This is a genomic window from Acidovorax sp. BoFeN1 (genome assembly GCF_003345135.1).
In the GTDB taxonomy this organism is placed as follows: domain Bacteria; phylum Pseudomonadota; class Gammaproteobacteria; order Burkholderiales; family Burkholderiaceae_C; genus Acidovorax; species Acidovorax defluvii.
This window is the reverse complement of the sequence record NZ_QOZT01000085.1, coordinates 1-16,569: the sequence shown is the minus strand read 5'-3', so window position 1 is coordinate 16,569 and position 16,569 is coordinate 1. Positions and strand designations below refer to the sequence as shown.

Annotated in this window: 15 protein-coding genes and 1 pseudogene; 9 read left to right on the top strand and 7 right to left on the bottom strand. The window is 67.9% G+C overall.

The window, feature by feature from the left end; all coding sequences use genetic code 11:
* Nucleotides 1-51: 51 nt before the first annotated feature.
* A pseudogene (locus tag DTW89_RS15885) lies at nt 52-798 on the top strand (HDOD domain-containing protein); the annotation flags it as partial.
* Between the two features lie 35 nt (nt 799-833).
* Here the strand turns inward: DTW89_RS15885 and DTW89_RS15880 are convergent.
* Nucleotides 834-2,294, bottom strand: a complete 1,461-nt coding sequence (locus tag DTW89_RS15880) for an aminotransferase-like domain-containing protein (RefSeq protein WP_114656647.1) — start codon at nt 2,292-2,294, stop codon at nt 834-836.
* A gap of 155 nt (nt 2,295-2,449) precedes the next feature.
* On the opposite strand from DTW89_RS15880, the gene DTW89_RS15875 reads away from it, so the two are divergent.
* The 7 genes from DTW89_RS15875 (at nt 2,450) to DTW89_RS15845 (ending at nt 8,702) form a co-directional block, all read left to right on the top strand.
* Nucleotides 2,450-3,049: a LysE family translocator gene (locus DTW89_RS15875; protein WP_087743581.1), complete on the top strand. Its 600-nt coding sequence runs from the start codon at nt 2,450-2,452 to the stop codon at nt 3,047-3,049.
* Nucleotides 3,046-3,975 carry a DMT family transporter gene (locus tag DTW89_RS15870; protein WP_201741021.1) on the top strand — a complete coding sequence of 310 codons (930 nt, stop codon included), beginning with the start codon at nt 3,046-3,048 and terminating at the stop codon, nt 3,973-3,975. The genes DTW89_RS15875 and DTW89_RS15870 overlap by 4 nt, the downstream gene beginning before the upstream one ends.
* A gap of 178 nt (nt 3,976-4,153) precedes the next feature.
* Nucleotides 4,154-5,341, top strand: a complete 1,188-nt coding sequence (locus tag DTW89_RS15865) for an aminotransferase-like domain-containing protein (protein ID WP_114656645.1) — start codon at nt 4,154-4,156, stop codon at nt 5,339-5,341.
* A gap of 2 nt (nt 5,342-5,343) precedes the next feature.
* Nucleotides 5,344-5,967 carry a glutathione S-transferase family protein gene (locus tag DTW89_RS15860; RefSeq protein ID WP_114656644.1) on the top strand — a complete coding sequence of 208 codons (624 nt, stop codon included), beginning with the start codon at nt 5,344-5,346 and terminating at the stop codon, nt 5,965-5,967.
* A gap of 23 nt (nt 5,968-5,990) precedes the next feature.
* A complete protein-coding gene (locus DTW89_RS15855; RefSeq protein ID WP_114656643.1) occupies nt 5,991-6,866 on the top strand; it encodes a PhzF family phenazine biosynthesis protein in 876 nt (291 codons plus the stop codon).
* A gap of 71 nt (nt 6,867-6,937) precedes the next feature.
* Nucleotides 6,938-7,903, top strand: a complete 966-nt coding sequence (locus DTW89_RS15850; protein ID WP_114656642.1) for a threonine dehydratase — start codon at nt 6,938-6,940, stop codon at nt 7,901-7,903.
* A 127-nt stretch (nt 7,904-8,030) separates the two neighbouring features.
* Nucleotides 8,031-8,702 (top strand): histidine phosphatase family protein, encoded by a 672-nt coding sequence (locus tag DTW89_RS15845; RefSeq protein WP_114656641.1) that lies wholly within the window; start codon nt 8,031-8,033, stop codon nt 8,700-8,702.
* A gap of 20 nt (nt 8,703-8,722) precedes the next feature.
* Here the strand turns inward: DTW89_RS15845 and DTW89_RS15840 are convergent, their stop codons facing one another.
* Both DTW89_RS15840 and DTW89_RS15835 read right to left on the bottom strand, forming a co-directional pair.
* On the bottom strand, nt 8,723-9,547 hold the full coding sequence (locus DTW89_RS15840; RefSeq protein ID WP_442858116.1) for a DUF4743 domain-containing protein: 825 nt from the start codon (nt 9,545-9,547) through the stop codon (nt 8,723-8,725).
* Between the two features lie 2 nt (nt 9,548-9,549).
* A complete protein-coding gene (locus DTW89_RS15835) occupies nt 9,550-10,533 on the bottom strand; it encodes a quinone oxidoreductase family protein (protein ID WP_114656639.1) in 984 nt (327 codons plus the stop codon).
* Between the two features lie 93 nt (nt 10,534-10,626).
* On the opposite strand from DTW89_RS15835, the gene DTW89_RS15830 reads away from it, so the two are divergent.
* Nucleotides 10,627-11,526 carry a DMT family transporter gene (locus DTW89_RS15830; RefSeq protein ID WP_114656648.1) on the top strand — a complete coding sequence of 300 codons (900 nt, stop codon included), beginning with the start codon at nt 10,627-10,629 and terminating at the stop codon, nt 11,524-11,526.
* Nucleotides 11,527-11,619: 93 nt separating this feature from the next.
* On the opposite strand, the gene DTW89_RS15825 is transcribed toward DTW89_RS15830, so the two are convergent.
* The 4 genes from DTW89_RS15825 to DTW89_RS15810 all read right to left on the bottom strand — a co-directional run.
* Nucleotides 11,620-12,450, bottom strand: coding sequence for an SDR family oxidoreductase (locus DTW89_RS15825; RefSeq protein WP_114656638.1), 831 nt, complete (start codon nt 12,448-12,450; stop codon nt 11,620-11,622).
* Between the two features lie 135 nt (nt 12,451-12,585).
* Nucleotides 12,586-13,515, bottom strand: coding sequence for a DMT family transporter (locus DTW89_RS15820; RefSeq protein WP_114656637.1), 930 nt, complete (start codon nt 13,513-13,515; stop codon nt 12,586-12,588).
* 27 nt (nt 13,516-13,542) lie between these two features.
* A complete protein-coding gene (locus tag DTW89_RS15815; protein WP_114656636.1) occupies nt 13,543-15,165 on the bottom strand; it encodes a gamma-glutamyltransferase family protein in 1,623 nt (540 codons plus the stop codon).
* 180 nt (nt 15,166-15,345) lie between these two features.
* The coding region (locus DTW89_RS15810; protein WP_114656635.1) for a DUF3422 family protein at nt 15,346-16,569 on the bottom strand (1,224 nt) is incomplete at its 5' end.

The following is a 16,569-nucleotide window of genomic DNA, read 5'->3' as shown; positions in this document are numbered from 1 at the left end:
TGCGAGGGCTGTGGCGACTGGTGCCGCTGGCCGTAAAGCACGTCTTCCACCGGCCAGATGTATGAAAACATCGCCAGCCGCGCGCTCATGGAGCATTGCCTCGATCAGCAAAACGCCCTAGCCTTGGCCGGCTGGCCGGTGGAAGACGTGCTTTACGGCCAGCGGCACCAGTCGCCACAGCCCTCGCACGCAGTCATCGTGAAGCTGATGAAGGCGATTGACGCCGAGCAGTCGCTGGAAACCTTCGAAGAAATCCTGGGCGAAGACCCGCTCTTGGCCTACCGCTTCATGGTCTACACCAACTCGGCGGCGCTGGGCCTGCGCACGGGCATCGATTCGTTGCGCCGGGGGCTGGTGATGATGGGCTATGGCTCCATCAAGCGCTGGCTGTCCGATCAGCTGCCCCACGCCAGCACCAACCTGAACCTGCGGCCCGTGCGCGAGGCCATGGTAATGCGGGCGCAGCTCATGACGCATCTGCTGGATGCCGGCGTGGAAAACGACCTGCGCCGCGAAATCTACCTGTGCGGGCTGCTGTCGCAGCTGGACGATGTCATGGGCGAATCCCTGGGCACCATCCTGCGCCGCATCCCGCTGTCCGAGCGCATCTATGACGCCGACGTGCTGGGCACCGGCCCCTATGCCTCGGGCCTGCAGATGGCCCGCGCACTGGAGTCGGACGACGCCAGCGTGATCCGCAAGCTGTGCGAAACCCATGAAATGGATCTGGAGGAAGTCAACCGCGCGCTATTGCGGGTGCTGGCCGATCTGGAAGTGGAACGCCCCGCCGCCGCCTGAACCTGCGCGGCCCGTTGCAGTGCAGCGCACCGTGGCTACCGGCTCTGCGCCACCACCCGCTGGAACACGCGCCAGAAGGCCGCGTCCTGCGTGGTGGTGAAGTTGATGCGCATCAGCGTGCACGGTTGCCGGCTGGCATGGAACAACGCCCCGGGCGCCAGCAGGTAGCCCTCGTCCAGCATGCGCTGGGCCAGCACGTCAGTGTCCACACCCGTCTCCACCCAGCCAAACAGCCCCGCCGGCTCGGCCGCAAAGCTGCAGCCGGCGTCCAGCGCCAGCTGCACGCTGCGTGCGCGTGCCTGGGCCAGGCGCAGGCGCATGCGCGCGGCATGGCGGCGCAGCTGGCCCTGATCGATGCACAGGGCCAGCGCCTTTTCCAGAATGGACGGTGTGGTCAGGGTGGACAGCAGCTTGGTGTCGAGCAGGCGCTCCACCAGATCGGGCGGCGCCGCCAGGTAGCCCACACGCCAGTTGGGCGCCAGGATTTTGGCGAAACCGCTCACGTAAATGGTGCGCCGCAGGCCGTCGAGCACCGTGAGCCGCGTGGCGTGCTCGGGCGCGATGTGGCTGTAGGTGTCGTCTTCCACCACATGAAAGTTGTGCTGCTGTGCCAGCTGCAGCACCTGGTGCGCACTGCCGGGCGACAGGCAATAACCCGTGGGGTTGTGGAACACGCTCACGCTCACGAACAGCTTGGGGGCGTGGGCCTCGCAATAGCGCGCCATCACGGCCAGATCGGGGCCATCGGCGTGGCGCGGCACGGGCAGGATGCGCATGCCCAGGGCATCAAGGCGTGCAAACTCCACCGACCAGCCGGGCTCCTCCACCATGACAGGGTCGCCGGGCCGCAGCAGGGTGCGGCTGACAATGTCGAGCGCGTGGGTGGCGCCCACCGTGGTCATGATCTGACCGGCCCGCGCGGGAATGCCCAAGCCCGCCAGCTTGCGCGCCAGCACCTGGCGCAGGCCGGGGTCGCCCATGGGGTCGCCATACTGCAGCGAGCCCTCTTGCAACGCCCGGCTGCCGGTGACTTTGCGCACCGCTGCCGCCATGAACCCCGCCTCCAGCCAATCCGACGGAAACACGCCGGCGCCCGGCTGCGGATGGGTGGATGCCTGGTGGAACATGCCCCGGATCAGCGCCGTGGCGTTGATGCGCGACCCCGATGGCAAAGGCGCGGTGCCCGTGGCCGTCCTGAGCGCTACATTTGCTATATTTTGTATAGCTGATTGCGCTTGCCCCTCCTGCGCTTGCGCCCCATTTTGCACAAAATCGCGTACAAAGAAACCACGTTGACTGCGCGCCTCCACCAAGCCCTGGGCCTGCAACTGGTCGTAGGCCGCCACCACGGTGTAGGGGCTCACGCCCTGCTGGCGCGCGCATTCGCGCACCGACGGCAGGCGTGTGCCCGCAGGCAGCAGCCGCGAGCGGATGCGCTCGGCAAAACGCTCGGCCAACTGTTCGGTCAGTGTGTGGCTGCTGGAACGGGTAAGCATGGGAAGGGCCTTGTGCAGAAATGCCGACTGTGCTGACTGTGCTGACTGTGCTGAAACAATCACCACTACAGATGGCGTGATTGTCAGATTAACTGTACTGGCACTGTATTGCAATTGCCTCTACAGTAACAGCCTGCCTTTTTCTTTTCAGCGCCATGCCACCTGTTGAATTCACTGCCCTGCTGGCACTGGCCACCGCCATGAGCTTCAGCCCCGGCCCCAACACCACGCTGTCCACCGCGCTGGCGGCCAACCGCGGGTTGCGCCACGCGATGCGTTTTGTCTGCGCCGTGCCCGTGGGCTGGAGCGCGCTGCTGCTGCTGTGCGCGGGCGGCCTGGGGGCTGCGGTGCTGGCGGTGCCCGCGCTGCGCTGGGGCATCAAGGCCGTGGGCATTGCCTATCTGGTGTGGCTGGCCTGGAAGCTCAGCCAGAGCGGCCAGCTCGGCGAGGCCGACGCCGCCCGCATGGACGTGGGTTTCTGGCAAGGGGCGGCGCTGCAGTTCGTGAACATCAAGGCCTGGCTGCTGTCGCTGACCATCGTGGCGGGCTGGATCATCGGGCGCGAAGACAGCCTGCAGCGCCTGGCCGTGGTGCTGCCGGTGATGGCCCTGTTTGCGCTGTGCAGCAATTTTGTGTATGCCGCGGTGGGCGCGCTGCTGCGCCACTGGCTGGCGCACGGCCGGCGCCTGCTGTGGTTCAACCGTGCCATGGGCTGCGTGCTGGTCGTCACGGCCGCATGGATGGTGCGCACATGACCGCGCCGCGCCTGCCCACTGCCAGCCCGCACGAGGCCCGCGGGCTGGCCCTGGGCCTGCTCGGCGTCACCATTTTTGCCCTGACCCTGCCCATGACCCGCCTGGCCGTGGGCACGCCCGATGCCCCGCTGATGTCGGGCCTGTTCATCGCCATGGGGCGCGCGGCCCTGGCCGGGCTGCTGTCGGGGGCGCTGCTGCTGGCCCTGCGGGCACCGCTGCCGCAGCGCTCCGACGCCCGGCCACTGGTGCTGACAGCGCTCGGTGTGGTGTTTGGCTTTCCGCTGCTGACGTCGGTGGCGATGCGCCACGTCAGCGCCGTGCACGCCAGCGTGATCGTGGGCGTGCTGCCGCTGGCCACCGCAGCCGTGGGAGCGCTGCTGCACCGCCAGCGCCCGTCGCCAGCCTTCTGGGCCTGCGCGGTGCTGGGCACGGGTCTGGTGGTGACTTTTGCCGTGCTGCACTCGGGCAGTGCCGGGCTGGCGCTGCACCCGGCCGATGTACTGCTGCTGGGCGCCATGCTGTGCGCGGCCGTGGGCTATGGCTTTGGCGCGCGGCTGTCGCAGCACATGCGGGCCGAGTTCGTGATCTGCTGGGCGCTGGTGATCTCGCTGCCGGTCACGGTGCCGCTGGCGGCGCTGTCGTGGCCCGCCGTGCCCCTGCCCGCGCAGGCCTGGGCTGGCTTTGCCTATGTGTCGGTGTTTTCGATGTGGCTGGGCTTTTTTGCCTGGTACCGGGGCCTGGCGCTGGGCGGCACGGTGCGCGTGAGCCAGATGCAACTGGTGCAACCCTTTCTGGGCATGCTGTTTGCCGTGCCCCTGCTGGGCGAGGGCCTGGACGCGGCGAGCGTGGGCTTTGGCCTGGCCGTGATGGCCACCGTATTGCTGGGCCGCCGCATGCCGGTGCGCGCACCGCCCCGTCCGGGATGATGATGACACCCCGCCACACACCCACGGCCACATGGCGAATGGCGCTGCGCACAGGGCGGACCCGGCGGGTTAAAGTGCGAGCCCATCGCCCACCCGCAGGCTCCTGCACCGCCGCACAGCGGCACTTTTTATCGGATGACAAGCGCGCCCCTGCCGGGCGCCCACTGGAGATGACTGCATGACGAACTGGACCCTGGCCGCACGCGCCGCCAAGATGAACCCTTCCGCGATCCGCGAGATCCTCAAACTGACCGACAAGCCCGGCATCATCAGCCTGGCCGGTGGCCTGCCCTCGCCCAAGGCGTTCCCCCTCGAAGAATTCACCGCTGCCTGCAACACCGTGATGGCGCGCGACGGCGCCGCCGCCCTGCAATATGCCACCAGCGAGGGCTACGCCCCGCTGCGCCAGGCCGTGGCCGACATGCTGCCCTGGGCCGTGGACCCGGACCAGGTGCTGATCACCACCGGCTCGCAACAGGCGCTGGACCTGATCGGCAAGGTGTTTCTCGACAAAAACAGCCGCATGCTGGTGGAAACGCCCACCTACCTGGGCGCGCTGCAGGCCTTTGCGCCGCAGGAACCGATGGCCGTGAGCGTGGCCAGCGACGACGCCGGCATTCTGGTGGACGACTTTGCCGCACAGGCCGGCAGCGGCGCCGACAAGGCCCGCCTGGCCTATGTGCTGCCCAACTTCCAGAACCCCACGGGCCGCACCATGACCGAGGCGCGCCGCGCTGCGCTGGTGGCCAAGGCGGCCGAGCTGAACATTCCGCTGATCGAAGACAACCCCTATGGCGACCTGTGGTTTGGCGAAGCCCCGCCCGCGCCCCTGACGGCGCGCAACCCCGACGGCTGCATCTACATGGGCTCGTTCTCCAAGGTGCTGGCCCCGGGCCTGCGCATCGGTTACATCGTGGCGCCCCAGGCCATCTATCCCAAGCTGCTGCAGGCCAAGCAGGCGGCCGACCTGCACACGCCCGGCTTCAACCAGCGCGTGGTGGCCGAGGTGATCAAGGACGGTTTTCTGGACCGCCATGTGCCCACGATCCGCGCCCTCTACAAGCAGCAGCGCGACACCATGCTGGCCGCACTCGAGCACGAGATGGCCGGCCTTGACGTGCAATGGACACGCCCGGCGGGCGGCATGTTCCTGTGGGTGCGGCTGCCCGATGGAGTGGATGCGCAGGCCCTGCTGCCCGAGGCGGTGGAGCGCAACGTGGCCTTCGTGCCCGGCGCGCCTTTTTATGCCGACCACCCCGACACCCGCACCCTGCGCCTGTCGTATGTCACGGCCACCAGCGACGAGATCCGCACCGCCATCGCCGCGCTGGCAGCGGCCATCCGCGCGCACCAGGCCAAGGGCTGAGCATGCTGCGGCTGTGGGGACGGATCTCGTCCATCAACGTGCGCAAGGTGGTGTGGACGGCGCAAGAACTGGCGCTGCCCTTGCAGCGCACCGATGCGGGCGGTCAGTTCGGCATCGTGCGTGATCCGCATTACCTGCACCTCAACCCCAACGGCCTGGTGCCCCTGATCGAGGACGAAGGCGGCGTGGTGCTGTGGGAGTCGAACACCATCGTGCGCTACCTGTGCGCCCGCTATGCACCCGGCCAGCTCTATCCCGACGCGCTGCCCGCCCGGTTTGTGGCCGAGCAGTGGATGGACTGGCAGCAGACCGCGCTCAACCCGGCCGGGCGCGACGCCTTCATGCAGTGGATCCGCACACCGGCCGCGCAGCGCAACGAGGCGCTCATCCACCGCTCGGTGGCCGCCACCGAAGCACTGCTGGCTCTGCTGGACGCGCACTTGGCGCGCCAGCCCTTCATGGCAGGCGAGCACTTCACCATGGCCGACATTCCGGTGGGCTGCGAAATCCACCGCTGGTGGGGCCTGCCCCAGGAACGCACCGCCCGGCCCCACCTGGAACGCTGGTTCCAGGCCCTGCGCGAGCGCCCCGGCGCACGCGGCGTGCTGGACCAGCCGCTGTCCTGAGTTCTTTCCTTCCAAGCCCCGCCATGCGCCAACGCCCTTATCTGCAGGTCGACGTATTCACCCCCGAGCCCTACCGTGGCAACCCGCTGGCCGTGGTGCTGGACGGTGAAGGCCTCACGGCAGAAGCCATGCAGCAGTTCACCAACTGGACCAACCTGTCCGAAGCCACGTTTGTGCTGCCGCCCACGCCCGAGGGCCGCGCAGCGGGCGCGGACTACCGCGTGCGCATCTTCAGCCCGGGCCGCGAGCTGCCGTTTGCCGGCCACCCCACGCTGGGCAGCTGCCATGCCTGGCTGCAATCGGGCGGCCAGCCCCTCGTGGCGGGCCGCGTGGTGCAGGAGTGCGGCGTGGGCCTGGTCGCGCTGCGCCAGGACGATGACCGCCTGGCCTTTGCGGCCCCACCGTTGATCAAAAGCGGCCCGCTCGACGAAGCCGATGTGGCCCGCATCGCCCAGGGCCTTGGCGTGGCGCGCAGCGACATCCTGCACCACGCCTGGTGCGACAACGGCCCGAACTGGCGCGGCGTGATGCTGCGCTCGGGCGCGCAGGTGCTGGCTTTGAAGCCCGACGGCGCCATCCTTGCCGGGCTGGATGTGGGCGTGGTCGGCCCCCGTGGCAAGGTCGGCGTGGTGGGCAGCAGTGATGCGGACGGCATCGCCTTCGACGTGCGCGCCTTCTTCCCCGGCAACAACGGCCTGGCGGAAGACCCCGTCACGGGCAGCCTCAATGCCGCGCTGGCGCAATGGCTTATTGGCGCGGGCCTCGCGCCCGCGCGCTACGTGGCCAGCCAGGGCACGGCGCTGGGCCGCGCCGGGCGGGTGCATGTTGAACAAGATGGCTCGGATATCTGGGTGGGCGGCCACACCGTCACCTGCATCAGCGGCACGGTGCGGCTGTAAAAAACAAGCCAAAACAGCTCCAAGCGGCCATTCAGCAAGCGCCAGCAGCTATCAAAACAGAAGTTTTCTCCATGCCCCTTCCCACCCTGGCCGACATCGAAGCCGCCGCACAGGTGGTTTACCGCGACTTTGCCGCCACGCCGCAGTACCGCTGGGCGCTGCTAAGCGAGCGCCTGGGCACCGACTGCTGGCTCAAGCACGAAAACCACACCCCCGTGGGCGCGTTCAAGATCCGCGGCGGGCTGACCTATTTTGACCAACTCGAGCGGCGCGGCGCACTGCCGCGCGAGGTGGTCAGCGCCACGCGCGGCAACCACGGCCAGAGCATGGGCTGGGCCGCGCGCCGCCACGGTGTGGCCTGCACCATCGTCGTGCCACGCGGCAACTCGGTCGAAAAGAACACCGCCATGCGTGCCCTGGGCGTCAGGCTCATCGAGCACGGCAGCGACTTCCAGGAGGCCCGCGAACACGCCATGCACATCGCAGCCGAGCGCGGCGCGCACATGGTGCCGAGCTTTCACACCGACCTGCTGCGCGGCGTAAGCACCTACTGGTGGGAGTTTTTGCGCGCCGTGCCGCAGCTTGATGTGGTGTATGTGCCCATCGGCCAGGGCTCGGGCGCTTGTTCGGCGATTGCGGCCAAGCTGGCACTGGGCCATGGCGTGCGCGTGGTGGGCGTGGTCAGCAGCCACGCCACCACCTACGCCGACTCGGTGGCCGCAGGCCGCGAGGTGGAGGCCCCGGTGACCACCCAGCTGGCCGACGGCATGGCCTGCCGCGTGGCCGACGCCGCGGCACTGGCCATCATTGCACCGCACATCGACCACATCGTGCAGGTCAGCGACAACGAGGTGGCAGCCGCCATGCGCGCCTTGTTCACCGACACGCACAACGTGGCCGAAGGTGCAGGCGCCGCAGCCTTCGCGGCGGCGCTGCAAGAGAAAGACCGGCTTGCGGGCCAGACGGTGGGCGTGGCGCTCACGGGCGGCAATGTGGATGCGGACATCTTCAGCCAGGTGCTGCACCCCGCACCCTGAACCGGCGGCAGCCACAGGCCCCGGCCTTGCGTACAGGGCGGCCAGCACCGCGTGGTTCGCTTCTCTTTCAATAGCATGCGTCGCCCGCGAGACATAGGCAGACTGGCTATTCCCCTAAATTCCCGCCATGGGAACCCTCTACCTTGTGCGCCACGGCCAGGCCTCGTTTGGTGCCGACGATTACGACCAGCTCAGCACGCGGGGGCGTGAGCAGGCGGTGCGGCTGGGCGAACACTGGCGCGCACAGGGCCAGGCATTTGACGCCATCCTTACCGGAACGCTGCGGCGCCACACGCAGACGCTTGAAGGCATTGCCGAAGGCCTGCAGATCACCCCCGAGCCGCTGCAGATGCCGGGCCTGAACGAATACGACAGCCTGGCGCTCATCCGTGCCATCCACCCGCAGCCCCTGGCCAAGCCCGACACGCCCGAGCTATACCGCCACCATTTCCGCCTGCTGTGCGACGCGCTGGCGCAATGGATGGCGGGCGTCATCAGCCCGCAGGGCATGCCCAGCTGGGACGAATTTGCCGGCGGCGTGCGCGCCGCGCTCGACCATGTGCGCCACCAGCACGCGGGGCACAACGTGCTGCTGGTCAGCAGCGGTGGCCCCATTTCGGCGGCAGTGGGCGAGGTGCTGGGCACCGCGCCCGAGGTGACCATTGCGCTGAACATGCGCATCCGCAACAGCGCCGTGACCGAGTTCAGCGTGTCGCCCAAGCGGCTGATGCTGCAGACCTTCAACACCCTGCCGCACCTTAACGGGCGCGAGCACACCGACTGGATCACGCACGCCTGATTCGGATTCCTCTCAGCCTCTCAGATTCCGCAGCAGGCGCCCAGCACCAGCGCGGCCTCCAGCGTGAACTTGCCCGCGGCAATGCACTCGCGCACCTGGGCGGGGGTCCACAGCTCAAACCGCTCCACCTCGCCGTCCTGGTTGCAGGGTTCCAACCCTTCGGGCACGGTGCAGCGAAACCAGTCGATGCGCTCGACCATGTAACCCACGCCACCGCCCTCGCGGCTGGGGCGGCTGAACTCCACCTGCCCGCCCAGCTCCACGCCGTGCAGCGCGGGCAGGCGCAAGCCCGCCTCCTCCCAGGTTTCGCGCTCCAGCGCCTGTTGCAAGGTTTCGGCGGCCGAGACCATGCCGCCCATCAATGTGTCACACATGCCCGGGTTGTTGGGCTTGGTTTTGGAGCGTTGCTGCACCCAGATGCGTCCATCCGGCGCCCTGCCCACCAGGTGCACGGCCCGCGTGGCGATGCCCAGCACACGCACGGCGCCGCGCTCGATGGTGCCCAGCCGCTCGCCATGGGCGTTGCACACCGCCAGTTGCTCGTCGCGCCACGGGCCGCACTGGCCCTGGGCGCGCAGGGCCTGCGCCAGCAGGTTCAGCGCGGGGGTGACGGCGTCGGGCGCCACATCGAGGTGCCACATCCATTCACCAGAATGCTCCTGATTCAGTAGCTGGTAGCGCTTATCTGATAAGCGCCAGAGGTCGATTTGACTCAGAATCCCGGTCGCCACCGACCCCACGGCCTGCCCCGCCACCCACAGGGGCTGACGCGCTTGCGCGGGCGGCTGATGGGCAGCTGCGCGGGCCGTGGCCAGCCATTCGGCGGCAGACGCTTTGGCGGCCAGCGTCACAGCGTGAGGATGGTCGAGCCGGTGGTCTTGCGCGCTTCCAGGTCGCGGTGCGCCTGCTGCACCTCGGCGAGTGGGTAGCGCTGGTCGATGTGGATCTTCACCCGCCCGCTGGCCACCACGGCAAACAGGTCGTCGGCCATGGCCTGGGTGCTTTCGCGCGTGGCGATGTGGCTGAACAGCGTCTGGCGCGTGACATACAGCGAGCCCTTGGCACCCAGCGCGCCGGGTGCAAAAGGCGCCACCGGGCCCGAGGAGTTGCCGAAGCTGGCCATCAGGCCAAACGGGCGCAGGCACTCCAGCGACTTGTCCCAGGTGTCCTTGCCCACCGAGTCGTACACCACCTTCACGCCCTGGCCTGCGGTGATTTCTTTCACGCGCGCCGCAAAGTCTTCGGTGGCGTAGTTGATGGCGTGGGCCGCGCCATTGGCCAGCGCCAGCTGGCACTTGGCATCGGTGCCAGCGGTGGCGATGAGCTGCAGCCCCAGCACCTTGGCCCACTGGCTGGCGATCAGGCCCACACCACCCGCTGCGGCGTGGAACAGCACATGGTCGCCGGGCTGCAGGCCTTCCACCGGCAGCGTCTTTTTCAGCAGGTATTGCGCCGTGAGGCCCTTGAGCATCATGGCCGCGCCGGTCTCGAAGCTGATGGCGTCGGGCAGCTTGCACACGCATTTGGCGGGCATCACGCGCGCCTCGCAATAGGCACCGGGCGGCTGGCTGGCATAGGCGGCGCGGTCGCCCACCTTCAGGTGCGTGACGCCTTCGCCCACGGCTTCGACCACGCCGGCGGCCTCCATGCCGATGGTGGCGGGCAGGTTGAGCGGGTACAGACCCGTGCGGTGGTACACATCGATGAAGTTCAGGCCGATGGCGTGGTGCCGGATGCGGATTTCACCCGGCCCGGGCTCACCCACGGCCACGTCAACCAGGTGAAGTTCTTCGGCGCCACCGGGCTGGCGGATCTGGACGGCAAGGCTCATGAAAACGGTCTCCTGTAATGGATGCGACAAGGGGGCTGTCATCCTGCCATGAATCTGCAAGCCTCGCTGGGGCCCCACCGTTACAGTGACGGCATGACTCAACGACTGACGCCCGGCACGGTGGCACTGCTGGTGACGGCGCCGCTGCTGTGGGCCGGCAATGCCGTGGTGGGCCGCCTGGTGCATGACCTGGTGCCGCCCATCACCCTCAATTTTTTGCGCTGGGCACTGGCCCTGGCACTGCTGTTGCCGCTCACGCACCGCGTGCTGCGCCCGGACAGCCCGCTGTGGCCGCACTGGCGGCGCTATGCGCTGCTGGGGCTGCTGGGGGTGGGCCTGTACAACGCACTGCAATACCTGGCGCTGCAGACCTCCACACCCATCAACGTGACGCTGGTGGGCTCCAGCATGCCGGTGTGGATGCTGGCGGTGGGTGCGCTGTTTTTTGGCGTGACCGTCACCCGCCAGCAGCTGGCGGGCGCGGCCCTGTCAATGATCGGCGTGCTCACCGTGCTCAGCCGGGGCGAGTGGAGCCAGCTGCTGGCGCTGCGCCTGGTGGCGGGCGATCTGTTCATGCTGCTGGCCACGATTTCGTGGTCGTTCTACAGCTGGCTGCTGGTGCGCACCAGCGAGCCCGCCAGCGTGCGCGGCGACTGGGCCGCCTTTCTGACAGGGCAGATGGTGTTTGGCCTGGCCTGGTCGGGCGTCTTTGCCAGCGCCGAGTGGGCCACGGGGCACATGCACATTGCATGGGGCTGGCCGCTGGTGGCGGCGCTGCTGTTCATCGCCATCGGTCCGGCGCTGGTGGCCTACCGCTGCTGGGGCATTGGGGTGCAGCGGGCCGGGCCGGCGGTGGCCGGGTTCTTCTCCAACCTGACCCCGCTGTTTGCCGCCTTGCTGTCGGCGGCGTTTCTGGGCGAAGCGCCCAGCGGCTACCACGCCGTGGCGTTTGCGCTGATCGTGGGTGGCATCGTGGTGTCGTCGCGGCGCTGAATATTTTTAGTCAAAACAGCCGCCAGCGCTTTGTGGACAAGCGCAAGCAGCTATCAAAAACTAAGCGCCATCACACAGCGCCATGCAACGCCGTCAGAACGTGCCGGGGTAGGCGCCGCCGTCGGCCAGCACATTCTGGCCCGTCATGTAACCCGCATGCACGCTGCACAGGAACGCGCAGATGGCGCCAAACTCTTCGGGGTTGCCAAAGCGGCCGGCCGGAATCTGCGCCTGCTGTGCACGGCGCACGTCGTCCAGACTTTTGCCGGACTTGGTGGCCGCAGCGCCCAGCGTGGTGGCAAGGCGGTCGGTGTCGAACTTGCCCGGCAGCAGGTTGTTCAGGGTGACGCCCTGCGCTGCCAGCTTGCTGCGCGCGGCGCCTGCCACAAAACCGGTGAGCCCGCTGCGTGCGCCATTGGACAGCCCCAGGATGTCAATCGGCGCCTTCACCGCACTGGAGGTGATGTTGACCACACGGCCAAAGCCCCGCGCAGCCATGCCATCCACCGTGGCCTTGATGAGCTCGATGGGGGTGAGCATGTTGGCGTCCACCGCCTTGATCCAGGCGTCGCGGTCCCAGTCGCGAAAATCGCCCGTGGGTGGGCCACCCGCGTTGGTGACCACGATGTCGAAATCGCGCCCCGGCCCGCCGGGCACGGCAAAAACAGCGGCCCGCCCCTCGGGGGTGGTGATGTCGGCGGCCACCGTCAGCACCACGGGTTTGGTGCCATTTTGGCCTCTGGCGCTTGCTGCGTCTGCGCCAGCAGCTATTAATTGAGAAGCAGCCACCTGCAGTGCATCGGCGTTGCGCGCGTTGATGACCACGTTCACGCCCTCGCGCACCAGCGCCTGCGCGCAACCAAACCCCAACCCCTTGCTGGCACCACACACCAGCGCCCATTTGCCCGCGATTCCCAGATCCATAAAAACTCCCGATTGCTGGCCGCAACTCGCAGCCGTTTCAAATCATAAATGGGGCCTGCGCGGGCGACCGCCGTGGCCCGGCGGTGCCCCCACGGCGCGGTTGGTTGCCCCGGCGGGTGGGGCGCCCGTGGAGCGTCAGCGCACCGGCTGGCGCGACATGCGCGTGAACACAAAGATGCCCGCAATCACCAGCGCAGTGCCCGCCGCCACCCACAGCGTGAAGGGCTCACCCAGAATCCACACCCCCATGAGGATGGTGGACAACGGACCCACCATGCCGGTCTGGGCCGCCATTCCGGCGCCAATGCGCTCGATGGCCATCATCACCATGAGCACCGGCGCCGCGGTGCACAGCGTGGCATTGAGCACCGACAGCCAGATCACCTCGGGCGCCACCACCGCCGCGCTCAGGGGCCGCAGCAGCACAAACTGCAGCAGGCAGCACAGGCAGGCCACCGTGGTGGCCAGGCCCACCAGCCGCAACGAGCCGATGCGCTTGACCATCTCGCCGCTGTAAACAAGGTAGATGGCATAGCTCACGGCGCTCAGAAACACCAGCAGCGCGCCCCAGGCCGCATCGGCGCCCTGCAGCCGGGCCTCCAGGCCAAACACCAGCACCACGCCGCAGTAACTGATGGCCATGCCCAGCGCCTGGCCCCAGCGGATGCTGCGGCCATACAGCACCCAGCCGAGCATCATCACCAGCGTGGGGTTGAGGTACAGGATGAGCCGCTCCAGGCTGGCACTGATATAGGCCAGCCCGGCAAAGTCGAGAAAACTGGCCAGGTAGTAGCCCGTGATGCCGAGCCCCACCACGCCCAGCCAGTCGCGGCGCGACAGGGGCGGCTTGCCCCGGCTGGCCCACCACGCCATCAGGGCAAAGATGGGCAGCGCAAACAGCATGCGGTACATGATGAGCGTGACCGCATCCACGCCATGGCGGTAGGCCAGCTTGACGATGATGGCCTTGCCGCTGAAGGCGATGGCGCCGAACAGCGCCAGCAATAAACCAGTTGCTACATTTTTTCTAGCTGCTTGCGCTTGCTGTGATTGGGCTGTAGGCACTTTTGATTAAAACTCACACCAACGCATTCAAAACCCGGCCGCCAGACCGTCGCGGCGCGCATCGCTGGCCGCCAAATAGCCATGCACCTTGGGGTCGCCCATGCGCCAGATGAACTGGCCCGCGCCAAAGTCCTGGTAAGAGTCCTGCAGCACGTCGATGCGGTGGCCCAGCGCCTGCAGGCCCTGCACGGTGGCCGGCTGCATGGATGCTTCCACATTGATCGACAGCCCCGCATTGAAGCGCCAGCGCGGCGCGTCGCAGGCCATCTGCGGGTTCTGGCCGTGGTCGAGCATGCGCACCAGTGTCTGCATGTGGCCCTGGGGCTGCATGTTGGCGCCCATCACGCCGTAGCTCATGACGGGCTGGCCGTCCTTCGTGACAAAGGCTGGAATGATGGTGTGAAACGGCCGCTTGCCCGGCGCCACCAGATTGGCCCGGTTGGCACCTGCCGGGTCGGTGCTGAACCCGAAGCCCCGGTTTTGCAGGCTGATGCCAAACGTGGGCTCCACGCAGCCCGAGCCAAAGCCGGTGAAGTTGCTCTGGATGAAGCTCACCATCATGCCGTTCTCGTCGGCCGCTGTGAGGTAGATGGTGCCGCCCTTAACCGGGTTGCCCGCCCCAAAATCCTGCGCCTGGTTCATGCGGATGAGTCTGGCACGGGAAGCGAGGTAGCCGTCATCGAGCATTTGCGCGGGGGTCACCTCCATGGAAGAAGGCTCGGCCACATAGCGGTACACATCGGCAAACGCCAGCTTCATGGCCTCGATCTGCAGGTGCTGGGCCTCGGGCCCGTCCACCGGCAGGCTGGCCAGGTCAAACTGCTCCAGGATGCCCAGCGCAATCAGGGCGGCAATGCCCTGGCCGCTGGGCGGAATCTCGTGCAGCGTGTAGCCCCGGTAGTTGCGGGCAATGGGCGTCACCCATTCAGGCCGGTGCGCGGCCAGGTCTGCCAGACTGAGGCTGCCGCCCTGGGCCTGCGCAAAGGCAGCCATGGCCTGGGCGATTTCGCCGGTGTAAAAGGCCTCGCCGCGCGTGGCACCAATGGCGCGCAAGGCGCGCGCGGCGGCCGGAAACTGGAACAGCTCGCCCACCTGCGGCGCGCGCCCCCAGGGCATGAAGCTTTGCGCAAAACCGGGCTGCGATTGCAGTTCGGGCACAGCGGCGGCCCACTTTTGCTGCACCACCACGGGCACCAGGTAGCCACGCTCGGCGATCTCGATAGCGGGTGCCATGAGGTCGGCAAACGGCAGCTTGCCAAAGCGCTCTGACAGCGCCACCCAGGCGCTCACGGCGCCGGGCACGGTGACAGAGTCGATGCCGCGCTTGGGCGGCGTGGCCGCACCGGTGCCGTAGCGGCGATGAAAATACTCCGGCGTCCACGCCTGCGGTGCGCGGCCCGACGCATTCAAGCCATGCAGCGCCTTCCCGTCCCACAAGATGCAGAACGCATCGCTGCCCAGGCCGTTGCTGACTGGCTCACACAGCGTCATGGCGGCGGCGGCGGCCACGGCGGCATCCACCGCATTGCCGCCCTGCTGCAGCATGCGCAAACCGGCCTGCGCGGCCAGCGGGTGCGAGGTGGAACAAAGGTTGCGCGCAAACACCGGCAAGCGGGTGCTGGCATAAGAGGGGGTGTAGCTGAATGGCATGCAGCGATTATCGGCCGCTTGCCCGCAGCGCGCCGAGACCCTTCAGCGGCCAAAAACCCGGCTCAGCGCTCTCCGGGGGGGCAGCGGCGCGGGGGCGCAGGCGGCGCAGCCCCGAACGGCCCGGTGCGAGCCAGTGCGGCAAGCGCCATGCAAAACCCCAGGGGCGTTGTCAGAACGCTTTCAATGCTTGCGAAACACCCGGTGGTGCAGCCGCCGCAGCGACCACCACACGCCCACCGCCACCACCGGAATCGCCACAGCCGCCGTGGTCTCGGGCGACAGGGGCCAGCCCAGCTTTTGCGCGCCCTTGGCCAGGTAGCTCACCAGCCCCACGATGTAATAGGTGATGGCGGCCACCGACAGGCCTTCCACCGTGGACTGCATCTGCAATTGCAAATCCTGCCGGTGGTTCATGGTGGTCAGCAGCGCCTGGCTGCTTTGCTGCTGCTCGATTTCGACGCGGGTGCGCAGCAGGTTGCTCATGCGCGAGACGCGCTGCGACAGCGCATCCTGGCGCCGCGTGGCCCACTCGCAGGTGCTGCGCGCGGGTGTGAGCCGGCGGTCCATGAACTCGCGGATGGTCTGCATGCCCGCCAGGCGCGACTCGGCAACGTCCTGGATGCGGCGGTCCAGCAATTCAAAGTAAGCGCTGCTGGCCGAAAACCGCGAGTGCGTGGCCGCGTACTGGCTCTCCACCTGCCCGGCCAGCCGGGTGAGCCGGTCGAGCAGCGCAGGTTCGGCATCGCGGTTGGCGGTGCGAATGGCGTCGGCCAGCTCGGCCAGTTCGCGCTCGGCAAAGGCCAGCACCGTGGCGGCCTCGCGTGCGGCAGGCAGGCCCAGCAGCGCGGCCATGCGGTAGGTTTCGATCTCGAGCAGGCGCTGCACCAGGCGGCCCAGGCGGCGCGGCGTCATGCCACCCGCCAGCAGCACCATGCGCGAAAAACCGTCGGCATGGATGGCGAAGTCGGTGTACAGCTCGCCATGCCCGTCGGCCACTGTGGAAGCCACGAGCGTGTCCTCGTGCAGCACATGCTTGACCAGCGACCCCGAGCCAAACTGCTGGGTGGGCAGCACCCACAGGTTCAGGCTGCACAGACACTGGCCCGGCAGCGCCGCCAGCCATTCGCGCGGCACCACGTCGATGGCACTGGCGGGATCGCGCTCGCCAAAAGCCTCGACGGGTGTGGGCACCATAAAGGTCCACGACACGAACTCGGTGTGCAACTCCCAGCGGATGCGAAACACACCCAGGTCCATGCGCAGGTGCGTGGTCTGCGCATCGGGCAGCGCCAGGTGGTGGTCGCGCAGCAGCGCCGCCACATGGGCGCGGCTGGCTTCGCGGCCGGCGGCATCGGCCAGCATGACGATGTGGGCAATGGCCAGCGGCGCCGTCAGGGCCTCGGG